The following is a 13,472-nucleotide window of genomic DNA, read 5'->3' as shown; positions in this document are numbered from 1 at the left end:
AACTGGTGAGAAAATTAGGGTCACTTATTGAGTTATGGTAAAAATTAGCTCATTCGAGAGTCGCATAACAAACAATATTATGATTAATTTAAAACGCTTCCATCACGTCGCATACCGTTGTAAAGACGCAAAAGAAACCGTAAATTGGTATAAAAAACACCTCAATATGGAACTTACTGTTGCCATAGCAGAAAATGAAGTACCGTCAACGAAAGCGCCTGACCCATACATGCACATATTTTTAGATGCAGGTATGGGCAATGTTTTGGCTTTTTTTGAAATCCCTAACTCACCAGATATGGGGCGTGACGAAAACACACCACAATGGGTACAGCATATTGCGTTAGAAGTAGAAGATGTTGACGCTCTAAATGCAGCAAAAGCAGAATTGCAAGCGCAAGGTATTGACGTTCTGGGGCCAGTTAATCACGGGGTATTTAAATCAATTTATTTCTTTGATCCGAATGGTCATCGCTTAGAATTGGCCGCTAATACCGGCACGGCAGAACAATATGCGGAATTAAAGCGTGTTGCGCCATTAATGATAGAAGAATGGTCACAAACCAAAAAAGCTCCAACCCACGCCGCTTGGTTGCACCAACAAGAAGATTAAATTCAATTAGTTAAGACAGCGAGCTTCTTAATAAGTAGCTCGCTTTTTTTATCCCTAATGAAAAATTAAAATCTAGCACTACCGCTATTAACGAAGAATTTCGTAACCTATATATCGCAATTTAATTCAATTACTAAATGCCAAACTTGTAAGACATTGACCATAGTTTTACACCTCATTAAAAATAAATTACATTTTTTTTACATTAAATTACATTAGAAAACAGCCAGTTATAAAAAAACCTTTTTTTGCACATTAAATAAGCGTTAAAAGTCACTTGCCGCTTCGAAAAACTTCAGTAAAGTATAGGGCAGCTGCTGAAGCAGCATATAACAAAATGGAAAGTTGTTGCATGGAAAGCAATACGCGTTATTAACGCAACAAATCATTTTAAATACGGATTATTCACTTTATCTCAGGACGAGAACTGAAGTTAAGCTCAAAAAGGGCATTAGGGAAAGCACTAGAAAGCGTTAGGATGACCGAGAAAAATAAAATTAAACACGGAAGATAATATAACAAGATCGGAAACTGTCAAATTCACAGGGACTGTAACAAAAGGTTAGGACAACCACTTAAGAATCGGAACTACATATGTGGATAAACACCACATTCTTCTCCAAAAGCGACGTTATTAACGTCGCTTTTTTTCTTTCTATCGCTGTTTGGTTCGGAATGTCGTAAAATACCAACAAGTGTTCATTATTTTAAGTTTATGACTATGTCCCGTACGAAAAAATCACGTAAACCAGGTACTGGTTCAATTGGTGTTGTAAAAGACGACAAAAAGAAACTAGCTTCACCTGCACCTCGTAAACCAAAGAAAAAAAGTGGCAAAGCAGCAGGTAACCGACAAAAAGAGGCAACAGCTAGCGTTAATAACAAGCAAAGTCCAAAGGTAAAAAAAGACCCTCGTATCGGCAATAAAACACCTATTGATTTAGGCAAAGCCGTTACGGCGATGAATAAACCTCAGCCAACTAAAAAGAAAACTCAAGAAAATTCACCAATTGCTGCTATTCGCGTTGTTGAATCAGGCGAAACATTAGCCGAACAACTCTCGCGAATTGAGCAAGATGCTAAGTTACAAGAAATCATTGAAAAACAAGATAGCAATCAAGCTTTAACGGCAGATGAAGTTGACTATTTTAATGATTTAATGGAACAGCATGAAAAAATTAGTCAAGAGCTAGACACTGGCGAAGAAGATGAAGTAGCGATAACAACAACCAAAACCGATTCTGAAGACGATCTTTGGGATAAATTTGATAACAGCGATTTATCTCGATTTGAATAGGGCTAATTAATGTTTACAAATCCTTGGCTATATATCACTTTAATCGGTGTCATTATTATTGTTGTGCTCGCAACAATTGCCATTAAGTTGTTACGACAATTAAAACAGCAACAGCAGGCACAACAGCAAGCAAAACTTGCGCAAAAACAAGCATTACAAAAACACGATAAAAAAATTATCTCAAGCGTTGTCATTATTGTTCGCGCAATGAAAGAAGAACAATGCGATCTCGCGGAAGGTTGTTGGCGCTTAAGTGTACTGCTTGATTCATTAAAATTGAGCAAAGACCTGCAACAGCAGTTTCCCGCCATTTTCCAACTTTATGATGCAATAAAGCATATGCCTATTTTAGAAGAGCGTAAAAAACTAGCTAAAAAAGCACGCATGAAACTCGATTTAGAACGTATGAAAATTGAAGCAACGTTAGCCGATGATATTAAACGCGATCTTGAACTATTGCATCAATATGCCAACGAACGCACAGCCGTTCTGAATAATGAAGCGATTTAAGTCGCTTCATTACACCACAATAAATAACAGCTACTTTATATAACTTTAAGTAGCTGTATTTATTAATAAAACTACACAGAATTTGATATAAGTCACAATAACAACACCTGCTTTGCGCTTGATCAATGTTTGTGCGGCCAGTTTCCCTATAATAACGACAGATTGATAAACGGGAAGACTCATGCAAGCAACTCAATTTTTCGATAGCGCACTTTTAAAGAAATACAACACTAGTGGTCCACGATATACTTCATATCCAACGGCGCTTGAATTTCATGATCAATTCAACCATGACCATTTAGTGCAAGCGATAGAAACATCGCCTAATCGTGAGTTGTCTTTATATGTTCATATCCCATTTTGCCATAGCCTTTGCTACTACTGTGGCTGTAACAAAGTTATTACGCGCCATAGAGACAAAGCCGATACCTACCTTGAGTTTCTAGCAGAAGAAATTGCGTCTAGAGCACCGTTATTTAAAGACTACACAGTCAAACAATTACATTGGGGCGGCGGTACACCAAGCTTTTTAAGACACGAGCAAATCACCAAACTTGTTGAACTGTTAAAAGAAAAATTTACTTTTGCAGAACAAGTTGAGATGAGTATTGAAATTGATCCTCGTGAAATTGAAATGAACTTGGCCGAGCACTTGTACAGTTTAGGTTTCAATCGTTTAAGTATTGGTGTGCAAGATATTGACGAGAAAGTACAACAAACTATTAATCGTGTGCAATCAACCGAATTTATTGAAAACTTTATTGCCCATGCAAAACAGGTTGGATTCAAATCAATTAACATTGATCTCATTTACGGCTTACCACACCAAAATATTGATACCTTTACCCGTACGTTAAATAAAGCCCACGAAATGGACGTTGACCGTATTTCATTGTTTAGCTATGCCCACTTACCAGCACGCTTTGCTGCACAACGAAAATTACGCGATGAATGGCTACCTAGTGTTGATGAAAAATTTGCACTAATGAAATTAGCAATTGAAAAGTTATGTGACTTTGGCTACGACTTTATTGGCATGGACCACTTTGCAAAACCAGAAGACGAGCTGTCAATTGCGCAAAAAGATGGTAGCTTACACCGTAACTTCCAAGGCTACACCACCAAAGGTGGTTGCGATTTACTGGGTTTAGGTGTGTCGTCTATTAGTGCCATAGGTAACAGTTTTAGCCAAAATACCAAAGAGTTGCAAGACTACTATAAAGCCATCGACAAACAAGCTCATGCACAAGTTAAAGGTGTTAGTTTATCGACTGATGATATTATTCGCGGTGAAGTTATTCGTGAACTTATGTGTAATTTATATTTAGATAAAAACAAAATTAATACTAAGTTTGCAATTAATTTTGACGACTACTTTGCAGATGATTTGCCATTACTTGAAACATTTATTAATGACGGCTTAGTAACTAATAACCAAGATGAAATTAAAGTTGAGCAAAAAGCTCGCTTACTCATTCGCAATATTTGCATGAGTTTTGATGCCTACATGAAACAACATGTGAGTAAACAGCGCTTTTCACGTGTCATTTAGGTTAATTTTCTAACACTCCCAACACAAATCTAGTTTCGGCACTGTATAAACACAATTCAGTGCCGTTCTTAATTGATTCCTCTGACGCCATATCAACCCATTGATAATAAACATTGCGATGCACTTTCGCTAACAGGTTACGCCTAACCCTAACATATAAGTTACCTGATTTATCAAGCGAAATAGGGTGCTCATTACTGAGTTCAAAAGTATCATCTAAATTAGTCGTCACTTGTAATTTTGATTGTTCGCTATCCAACCATTGCCACTGGGTAATAAGAAACGGCGCATCCTCAACAACAATGCCAATTTTTTCTACGGGTGTTACTAAGTAGTAATTTTCTTGCTCTTTCTTAAGTACCGATGCAAATAATTTAACTAACGATAAACGCTTAAAAACCGTGCCATTATAAAACCAACTCCCATCAGATTTAATCACCAAGTCAATATCTCCACAAAAAGGTGGATCCCATAATTCTACTGGTGGAATTTTACCCGCAACACCTTGTTTAGAATTGGATATTTGTTCAGTTATTTTTTCTAATGACATAAAGTTTTTCTTCAAAGCATTGTTATTTAACTGTAGCAAAATAACAATAAAAGTAAAAATATACTAATTAAATTAATAACTTTGACTACTATCAATAAAAATAGTCATGCCAAGTCGAAATATTGAAAATTTGTGTTACGCTCAATACAAAGGAAATTATTTGAGTCAAGGAGGAATAAAAAATAAATCTAAGGCAGCTAACTCCATGTTCAAATTTAAAAAAATTAATCACAAGTTGGTATTTTCTTTTTTATCCCTTTCTTTGTTTCCTCTAATTATTTTTGCATTTTTTACCATTAATATGGCCAAAAGCACCATAGAGCAACAGGCCTTTAATCAACTCGAATCTGTTAGAACAATAAAAAAGTCACAATTAGAAAATTACATAAATTCGTTAAAATCTAGCTTATTAGTTCTCAACAACTCCCCATATACAGCCAAAGCATTGCAAGACTTTACCTCAGCAACATTAAACACTGGCATTGCAAGCCCCGAATGGCAGCAACTTGAGCAGCAATATGGCGCTCATTTTCAAAATATAAATAAGCTAAATGCTTGGTACGACTTATTTTTAATCGACTTAAACGGCAATATTGTTTTTAGTGCCGCAAAAGAGTCTGATTTAGGTATGAATATACTCAATTCAACTTTAGCAGACAGTAGTATTGGAGAAGTTTATAAGAAAGCTCAAAACAGTAGCAACGACACATTAAGCATTAGTGATTTCAAGCCTTACCCGCCATCCAATAACGAGCCTGCGGCATTTATGATGACCAAGCTACTAGATGAAAATGGCAACGCTGCGGGCTATGTAGCATTACAATTTCCAATAAATAAAGTTAACGAAATTATGCAACAACGTGACGGAATGGGCGCAACAGGTGAAACCTATCTCGTCGGGCAAGATAAACGTATGCGCTCAGATTCATTCTTAGATCCTAGCGGTCATTCTCTTTTGGCTTCGTTCGCTGGTACAGTGGCTGAAAACGGTGTTGATACGGAAGCCGTTAACGACGCATTTAACAACCTACATACCAGCAAGATAATCATTGATTATAACGGCAATCCCGTACTTTCCTCTTTTACAACCATAGAACTAGATGGTTTTAAGTGGGCATTAATCGCAGAAATTGATGAAGCTGAAGCCTTTGCAACTGCAAACAGCCTCATTAACATATCAACCATAACCGTTATTTTGGCATCAATTATTATTACTTTGATTGGCCTGTTTATTGCGAAAAATATTAGCACTCCAATTGTACAAGCGGTTAATGTTGCCCAGCATGTTTCTGCTGGTGATTTAACGCAAAATGTAGCCGTAAACCAAATTGATGAGCTAGGTTTATTACAACAGGCTATGCACGATATGATCATAAAGTTAAAAGACATGATTGAACATATCTCTGCGTCTGCACAGCAACAAGCAGCCGCGTCACAAGAACTATCCAGCATAACTGCACACACGAATACTAATGTTAATCAGCAGCATCAGGCCACTGAGCAAGTAGCAACGGCGATAAACGAAATGAGCGCTTCTATAGATGAAGTAACAAGTAGAACCTCGGAAGCCTCCGATGCTGCCGATGATTCAAAACGACTTGTACATACTAGCTCAACGGCAGTAAACGAAACCATAGAACAAATCAGGCAGCTGTCCGAAGGTATTTTGGCTTCAAAAGCCATGATCGACGAAGTACAAGAAGGTACAACCAATATTGTAAACATTCTCGTGGTAATAAAAGGTATTGCCGACCAAACAAATTTATTAGCGCTAAATGCTGCCATAGAGGCTGCCAGAGCGGGTGAACAAGGCCGAGGATTTGCTGTTGTTGCCGATGAAGTGAGAACTTTAGCGCAAAATACCCAAAATTCGACCATTGAAATCGAAAATATGATCCAATCACTAGAAAGCAAAGTGATTAAAGCAACAGACTCTATGAATTTAGGTAGCGAACAAGCAAAAAGCATTGTAGCCAAAACTCATGAAGTAACGCAGTCATTAACCGAAGTAGAGGCTTCAGTGTCTGTCATTTCTGACATGAATATTCAAATATCAACAGCCACACAACAACAAAGTGAGGTTGCTCGTGATATCAGCCAACAAGCCGTGCAAATAAGCGATATTTCCGTGGAAACAGGCGATAGTGCAAAAGAAATTTCTGCGGCAAGTGATGAATTAGCAACCTTAGCGGCTGACTTATCTGATCAAGTAAAAACATTTAAAGTTTAGATCGCTAAGTTCATGGCATGTTGCAAATAATAGCCAATGAAAATACGATAATTTAAGCGCTAGTTTTAATTATTAATAATTATTTTGCTAAAAGTCGCTACAAAGCCGATATTTTTCTTGTCAATCGACCATAAAATGCAATACAATCCTCGCGCCTTATCAAGAGGCGCTTCAAGTAAATTCAGTGGTGGCTATAGCTCAGTTGGTAGAGCCCCGGATTGTGATTCCGGTTGTCGTGGGTTCAAGTCCCATTAGCCACCCCATCTTCTCCTTCTTAAGAATTCTTTAATCTAGTCATTAGCTCTATAGTCATGCTCAGTTAGTTAATTATTTAATTCTATTTTCTATTTTCTATTTTCTATTTTCTATTTTCTATAAACTAAAATCATTGCTGCTTTATATTCAATGGCGAAACGGGAATGACCTCCAGCCTATTAATCCATGGATTTAAAATTCATGACCTTCATCATTTCTCTGTAACTAAGACGTCAATTGTTATTAATTTCAAGACTTTAAATTAATTGTTAAATATTAATTTGTTTACCTTATGCCAAGTGACATTTGGTTGACATTTGCCTTTCTATAATCACCGCATATTAGTCAATCTACTCACCTATAAAGGTTTATTATGAATACGTTAAATAAATTTTTAACAGCTATCACGCTTCCTACACTTGCTTTAGTTTCTTCGGCTGCACAAAGCGTTGAAATTTCAAATGGCCCAGATCGCCTAAATATGGGCTTAGGTATTAAAGTTGAATCTTCACCTTTTGTCGATGTTGGTAATGATAGTCATCCCATCATTGCCGGCAGCATTAAGCATGGTGGTTTTTATTGGCAAGGAAATGAACTTGGTTATCGCTTTATTGAAAATAAAAACTTTCAATTTTCCTCAATCATTCGACCTTTTGAAGGCTTTGATTTAGAAGCTGCCGACTTATCTGAAGGCTATAAAGGCTTCAAAGACCGTGACGGTAAAATGGAATATGGTTTCAGTGCAGCTTTTAACACAGGCCCGGTCGTTACCACCATTACCCCTCTATACAATGGCGAAGGACTTTCACTTGAATTAGATGCCAGCCGTAAGTGGGTATCTGACAGCTATATTTTCAAACTTAAAGGCTATGTTCGATACGACAGTGCTGACTACCAAAACTATTACTTTGGCATTAGTGAAGACGAAATGAACAACCCTCTAAACCATAAAATTAACAGCACTTACAATGCCGACAGTGGTATTAGCTACGGTGTAAAAGCTATTGCTTCTTATCAAATTAGTGAAAGCTTTTACCTACAAGGTTTACTAGAAGCCGGTAAATTAAATAGCTCTATCACCGATTCTGATCTTGTTGACAGTACCAATATATTTGGTGCAGCAATAGGCATCGGCTACCGATTCTAATCACGGGCTATTCACTAGCTAAAACCGGCAGGAGCCAGCTCCTGCTATATTGGAACAGAGTTTAGTCATGAAAAAAACAACAAAATTATTTTGCTTAACAGCCGTGTTGGCATTAACGGCATGTTCATCATCAATGCGTTATTTACAAGGCCAGGATGATTGGTATCGTGATTTACGTACCTATGGTTGGCAAGCATCCGGCGCTAATCAACAAACCATAACGCAAATTATTAATAACATTAAGGTAAAGAATCAAAACCAAGACGCTCGTTTTGACCTTGCAACCACAGAATACAAAAGTGGTAATTGGCATTATGAATGGGATAGTGCGGGTCAGCAGGCAAATGCCGATGGTGATTTTCTAGCGGCAAGCATGTATTACACTATTGCCGCTTACCCATTTATCAACGAACAACCTCTCTCAAATAATTCTTACCGTAAAGCTTTAGAAAATTATCAACAAGCGGTTGAAGCTGACGGTGCGGTACTTGAACAAATCTCCGTATCTACTAGCGATGGCCAAGCAAGAGCATTTTTACACTTACCAAAACAACAGCCTGCTAAGGCAATGCCTGTTTTAGTAATGACCAACGGTAGCGACCACGCATTAACCCAGCTTTATCCTATTTATCGTGACTACATTAAAAAAGCCGGCTGGGCCATGGTAACGTTTGATTTGCCTGGTTTAGGCAGTAACAATAACTTTGTACAACATACTGATCGCACGAATATTATTCATCAGCAAGTCATTAAAAAACTTAAGCAAGACCCACGACTCCAGCCAGATAATATAGTGTTAATGGGGAAAAGTTTTGGTGGTAACGCAGCAATTAAAACCGCCTTCACCAATAGCGACGAGATTGCCGGTGCCATTAGTTGGTGTGGTGCAGTCAATGGCCCATTTCTAAAATTCGATTTTATTATGACATTGATACCTGATATGACACGAGATGCACTATTATCTCGTTTTGCCTTATCGCAAGAGCAATTAGAACAACAAGGCTCAGCCTTAGCATTATCAAGCCAATATTTAGGCAAAATAAAAACTGAAGTACCTATGCTGGCGATTAACCAAGGCAGTGATAAAATTTCACCGGTTAGTGATATGCGATTAATTGCACAATCATCAACACAAGGACAGTATATAATTGTTGAAGAAGAGATTAGCCAAGGGCATTGTTCATCTGACGAGCTAACTATGCCATTAGTCGTCAACTGGTTAAATCAGCATTTTCCAATCAACTAGGCTATGCAACTTTATTAACCTTACTGACAAAAAGTCAAGAAATCACTATCACGATTTCTTGACCGACTCAAACGCCTAATACTGAAATTATTTGCGTACAAATAAGGTTACTAACAGAAAAAATTGATATGCTCATGATAACAAGGTTGCCAAGGACAATACCTGTGCTACGTATTTTAATCACTGAAGATCATCTCGATTTGGCCGAAAATATAGCCGATTACCTTGAAGCCCAAGGTCACCAAGCTGACTTTGCATATGATGGGAAAATGGCTATTGCTTTAGCGGCTGAGAATACTTACGACGCGATCATTATGGATATCAATATGCCGAAAATGGACGGGTTATCGGCAACAGCGGCAATACGAAACAGTGACAAACCCGCAACTCCGATATTAATGCTAACGGCTAACGATACTCTATCTGATAAACTAGCAGGATTTGACGCTGGTGCTGACGACTACATAGTTAAGCCGTTTGCGATACAGGAATTATATGCACGTTTACAAGCGCAAGTTCGTAGAATAAATCTCGATTATGTTAATGAGTTAACCTTTGAACAATTGACTATTAATCAAACAAATAAAACCGCCAAAGTTAGCAATAGAGAATTGCCATTAACATTGGCTAACTTCAAAATTCTGCAAATTTTAATGAAAAAACAACCGGAGGTTGTCGCCAAACGAGAAATCGAATTTCAATTATGGGGAGACTTAAAGCCTGAAAAAGATGTTTTACGCAGTCATATCTACAAAGTAAGAAAGTTGTTATCGACTTATGTTCCAAATTTAATTATTACCTCTAAACATGGCGAGGGTTACAAACTGGAACATGTAAACCATGAACAATAAAAACCACGTCATTAAAGCTTACCTTAGTAAACTAAGTTTAAGCCAGCAGCTTAAGCTAACGCTAATTAGCGGCTTTATAGTTATTGCATTACTTGGTGCTGTCGCACTGGTTTTTACTAGTAAATCTGTAGAAGATCATATATTTGAACGACAACTACAAACAATAGTAAAACAATACAAGAAACTTTCCACAGCCCAGCGCAACGAATTTTCCAGTGTCAATCTCACTATTTATCGAGATATAAAGCAAGTACCAACGCAATATCAAGAACGCTTAGCAAGTCTAGGTGTTGGTTTTCATGATGTAGAATTCGCACCATATCAAGAGTTTCATATTGCTGTAGTAAACGATTCTAATTCCACACTTTATTTTTTTTATGATGTTTACGATTTAGAGATTAGTGAAGCGTCTGAAATTGTTATTGCCGAGATCACCCTAGCACTCTTTTTCGTATTATTAATCGTCGTTCTGTATATCTTCCAACGCACAATCAATAAGGCAATGGCACCAATGTTTAAGCTTATTGCACAAATAAAAAATACGGATAACAGCACACTTAATACCTTTGCAAATCCAGGTTTATCGGCGAATGATCAAGAAGTTGGCTTACTATATAGAACCCTTCATGATTACAGTCAGCGAATTTCAAGTTTTATCGATCGTGAGCAAGAATTCACCAGTTTTGCTAGCCATGAACTTAGAACGCCAGTAACGATAATTAAAGGGGCAACTGAATTATTAGAAATGCAACAACAGCCCGGCACCGTCAAGCAAATACAGCGTATAAAACGAGCAACACAGGAAATGGAAGACATTATAAATGTCTTGTTGAGCCTTGCTCGGGAAAGACAAGAAACGAATATAGAGTATGAAAATATCACTACACTATTCAATAGTTTATTAAAAGCTTACCAACAACGAGCCGAGAAACAAGGCAAACACTTTAGTTGTCAGGGCAGTATTTATCCAACCTTGTCGGTACCCAAAATTCATTTCAATATCACGATTGGCAACTTATTAATAAATGCCATTAAATATGCCGAAGGAAATAACATAGCGGTTCATTTATCAGGTAACAGTATCAGCGTCAGCAATGTTAAAAGTAATAATTATCAACATACTAAAGCTCAAGGGTATGGCTTAGGGCAAATCATTATTCGCCGTATTTGTGAACAACAGGGCTGGACATTTACACTAAAAGAAACAGAGCAAAACTTAACAGCTACTATTGAATTTACTTAGCCGTTGTTATTAAAAGTTATGTTAAAGCAAGCACCGCCTAGTTTACTTTCTTTAACCTCTATAGAGCCGTGATGTTTGTCGACTATAGAGGCAACAATAGCTAAACCAAGGCCACAACCGCCAGAGTCTCGCGAACGGCTAGGGTCTAAACGCGTAAATGGCTCAAAAATCCTTTCTGCTTTACCTGGGGGAACCCCAACGCCGTCATCTTCTATCCAAAAATTAATATTTGACCCATTCATCTTAACGCTAAGGCGGCAGCTAGATTTGGCGAATCGGCCGGCATTTCGCAATAAATTGACTAACATTCGTTTAATTTGTTTACCATCTGCATACATAGGAACCGCATGTGCAGTCTGCAAAGAAAACTCAACTTCTGGATAAAATGAACTCACTTGGTCAATACTTTCATTACAAATATTCACTAAATTGACTAACTCACACTGTAAAACAGTTTGACTGTCTTTCAAACGCGCGTAATACAATAGCTCTTTCACCAATTCGTCTAAATCAGCTAACGCAGTATGCATGCTGTTAGTTAGTTTTGAATGCTCATCAATTGGGGTATCTTCAAGCATATCTAAAGCAAATTGAATCCGCGACATTGGACTTCTAAACTCATGTGCTACACCATGCAGTAAATCTCTTTGTGATAACAAACGACTTTCATTTTCTCGCTGTGCCTGCGCTAGTGAATCCTTTAGTTGTGCAAGAATTGCTAAGGGCTGCTCATCAGCTTTAATTGAAATAGGCAGCGCTAAAATTTCTTTGGTCAATTCTTGCTGCTTTCGTTCGCTATAGGTTAAGTAGCAATAGGCAAAAATTAAATTCAAAACTATCGCTAAGGCCCATGCAAACCAATCATAAATAAATGAAAGCATGGAACTAAATGGAATAGGTCCCAACTCTGCAACAAATTCACCATTAAGTGGGTAATAAACCATAGCACCAGTTAAGTCGGCAACGCCCGAGACGGATTGCGGCGAATTAATGAGTTGTAAAATATCATTAGAGAAATTATCACTGGTATTGGCAACAATTAAACACTGAGTATCGTACATATTGCCTAACTCAGTTGCCTTTAATTGCCAGTCTTCCACGTTAAGATTATTAAAGGTTAAATGTACTTTCTCTTTAGCACTTAATACGTATTTATCGTATTCTTGATAGATATAATCTTCTACTAAGTTATAAATATGGCTATGCAATAAGCTTGCAAAAACCAAATTAAGCAAGAGTAGTAAAAAAAGTAACGATAACTTTTTTTTAGTTTTACTTAGCAAGTAAATAACCTTTATTTCTAATAGTTTTAATTATATTGGGCTCTTTGGAGTTATCAGACAACTTTTTACGCAACCTTGAAATGCGTAAATCTATCGATCTATCTATACCGTCATAGGCAAGACGAAATATTTCTTGATGTAATTCATCCCGTGAAATAATTTTCCCAGCATGGCTGGCAAGTATCCATAATAGGTCAAATTCAGCGCAGGTTAATGAGATTTCTTGCTGCTGATAACTAACTTTTCGCTTAGTGGCATCAATCACTAACTCATCAGACAATGCCGTTTTAATATGAGTATCAAGCTGCTGGCTGATATGAGTATGGCGACGTAATTGTGCGCGAATATGAGCCAACAAAACTCTCGGCTTAATTGGCTTAGACAAATAATCATCAGCACCAACCTCAAGCCCTGTTACCTCATCAATATCATCATCAAGCGCTGTTAACATGATAATAGGACCGAAAAAATCCTCTCTAATTTGACGACAAATCGATAAGCCATCTAAGCCTGGCAGCATTAAATCTAAAACGATTAGATCCGGTTTCGCTGAAAGTATATGGCTAATCGCTTTAGCACCATCCCCTTGTACTTCCACCTCAAAGCCATTCATAATCAAAAACTGACTAACTAAGGCAGTGAGTTCAATATCATCATCAATTAAGAGAATTTTTTCTATTGCCAAACCCTTTTTA

The 13,472-nt window shown here is 37.4% G+C and carries 12 protein-coding genes and 1 tRNA gene; 10 read left to right on the top strand and 3 right to left on the bottom strand.

What is annotated here, in order from left to right:
* The first annotated feature begins 79 nt into the window (after nt 1-79).
* From AC27HL_RS01385 to hemN, 4 genes are all read left to right on the top strand, one after another.
* The gene (locus tag AC27HL_RS01385) at nt 80-613 is read left to right on the top strand and encodes a VOC family protein (RefSeq protein ID WP_487078441.1); all 534 of its coding nucleotides are present in this window, start codon (nt 80-82) and stop codon (nt 611-613) included.
* 721 nt (nt 614-1,334) lie between these two features.
* Nucleotides 1,335-1,910 carry a GTPase-activating protein gene (locus AC27HL_RS01380; protein ID WP_487078439.1) on the top strand — a complete coding sequence of 192 codons (576 nt, stop codon included), beginning with the start codon at nt 1,335-1,337 and terminating at the stop codon, nt 1,908-1,910.
* 9 nt (nt 1,911-1,919) lie between these two features.
* Nucleotides 1,920-2,420, top strand: a complete 501-nt coding sequence (locus AC27HL_RS01375) for a DUF2489 domain-containing protein (RefSeq protein ID WP_487078438.1) — start codon at nt 1,920-1,922, stop codon at nt 2,418-2,420.
* Between the two features lie 181 nt (nt 2,421-2,601).
* Nucleotides 2,602-3,972 (top strand): oxygen-independent coproporphyrinogen III oxidase, encoded by a 1,371-nt coding sequence (gene hemN / locus AC27HL_RS01370; RefSeq protein WP_487078436.1) that lies wholly within the window; start codon nt 2,602-2,604, stop codon nt 3,970-3,972.
* A 1-nt stretch (nt 3,973) separates the two neighbouring features.
* Here hemN and AC27HL_RS01365 read toward each other — a convergent pair whose 3' ends face one another.
* The gene (locus tag AC27HL_RS01365) at nt 3,974-4,522 is read right to left on the bottom strand and encodes a DUF1285 domain-containing protein (protein WP_487078434.1); all 549 of its coding nucleotides are present in this window, start codon (nt 4,520-4,522) and stop codon (nt 3,974-3,976) included.
* A 205-nt stretch (nt 4,523-4,727) separates the two neighbouring features.
* Between AC27HL_RS01365 and AC27HL_RS01360 the strand changes: the two genes are divergently transcribed.
* From AC27HL_RS01360 to AC27HL_RS01335, 6 genes are all read left to right on the top strand, one after another.
* Nucleotides 4,728-6,752 (top strand): methyl-accepting chemotaxis protein, encoded by a 2,025-nt coding sequence (locus AC27HL_RS01360; RefSeq protein WP_487078432.1) that lies wholly within the window; start codon nt 4,728-4,730, stop codon nt 6,750-6,752.
* A gap of 187 nt (nt 6,753-6,939) precedes the next feature.
* Nucleotides 6,940-7,015: transfer RNA gene (locus AC27HL_RS01355), tRNA-His, on the top strand.
* A gap of 365 nt (nt 7,016-7,380) precedes the next feature.
* Entirely contained in the window at nt 7,381-8,154 is a 774-nt protein-coding gene (locus AC27HL_RS01350) for a MipA/OmpV family protein (RefSeq protein ID WP_487078430.1), read from the top strand.
* A 67-nt stretch (nt 8,155-8,221) separates the two neighbouring features.
* Entirely contained in the window at nt 8,222-9,400 is a 1,179-nt protein-coding gene (locus AC27HL_RS01345) for an alpha/beta hydrolase (RefSeq protein WP_487078428.1), read from the top strand.
* Between the two features lie 164 nt (nt 9,401-9,564).
* Nucleotides 9,565-10,251, top strand: a complete 687-nt coding sequence (locus tag AC27HL_RS01340; protein ID WP_487078426.1) for a response regulator transcription factor — start codon at nt 9,565-9,567, stop codon at nt 10,249-10,251.
* Complete coding sequence (locus tag AC27HL_RS01335; protein WP_487078424.1) at nt 10,241-11,494, top strand: sensor histidine kinase; 1,254 nt, start codon at nt 10,241-10,243, stop codon at nt 11,492-11,494. The genes AC27HL_RS01340 and AC27HL_RS01335 overlap by 11 nt, the downstream gene beginning before the upstream one ends.
* Here AC27HL_RS01335 and AC27HL_RS01330 read toward each other — a convergent pair.
* Nucleotides 11,491-12,777: a sensor histidine kinase gene (locus AC27HL_RS01330; protein WP_487078422.1), complete on the bottom strand. Its 1,287-nt coding sequence runs from the start codon at nt 12,775-12,777 to the stop codon at nt 11,491-11,493. The two genes, AC27HL_RS01335 and AC27HL_RS01330, sit on opposite strands and share 4 nt — an antisense overlap.
* A complete protein-coding gene (locus AC27HL_RS01325) occupies nt 12,767-13,462 on the bottom strand; it encodes a response regulator (protein ID WP_487078421.1) in 696 nt (231 codons plus the stop codon). The genes AC27HL_RS01330 and AC27HL_RS01325 overlap by 11 nt, the downstream gene beginning before the upstream one ends.
* Between the last annotated feature and the right edge of the window lie 10 nt (nt 13,463-13,472).

Source organism: Colwellia aquaemaris (genome assembly GCF_057548755.1).
Note: the sequence above shows the minus strand (reverse complement) of the source record. Positions and strands in the feature narration are given on the sequence as shown.

Excerpts from the sequence above, each read along its gene's own strand:
- AC27HL_RS01380 (WP_487078439.1), top strand. The coding sequence starts at position 1,335 with ATGTCCCGTACGAAAAAATCACGTAAACCAGGTACTGGTTCAATTGGT.
- hemN (WP_487078436.1), top strand. The coding sequence starts at position 2,602 with ATGCAAGCAACTCAATTTTTCGATAGCGCACTTTTAAAGAAATACAAC.
- AC27HL_RS01365 (WP_487078434.1), bottom strand. The coding sequence starts at position 4,522 with ATGTCATTAGAAAAAATAACTGAACAAATATCCAATTCTAAACAAGGT.
- AC27HL_RS01385 (WP_487078441.1), top strand. The coding sequence starts at position 80 with ATGATTAATTTAAAACGCTTCCATCACGTCGCATACCGTTGTAAAGAC.
- AC27HL_RS01345 (WP_487078428.1), top strand. The coding sequence starts at position 8,222 with ATGAAAAAAACAACAAAATTATTTTGCTTAACAGCCGTGTTGGCATTA.
- AC27HL_RS01360 (WP_487078432.1), top strand. The coding sequence starts at position 4,728 with ATGTTCAAATTTAAAAAAATTAATCACAAGTTGGTATTTTCTTTTTTA.
- AC27HL_RS01375 (WP_487078438.1), top strand. The coding sequence starts at position 1,920 with ATGTTTACAAATCCTTGGCTATATATCACTTTAATCGGTGTCATTATT.
- AC27HL_RS01350 (WP_487078430.1), top strand. The coding sequence starts at position 7,381 with ATGAATACGTTAAATAAATTTTTAACAGCTATCACGCTTCCTACACTT.
- AC27HL_RS01335 (WP_487078424.1), top strand. The coding sequence starts at position 10,241 with ATGAACAATAAAAACCACGTCATTAAAGCTTACCTTAGTAAACTAAGT.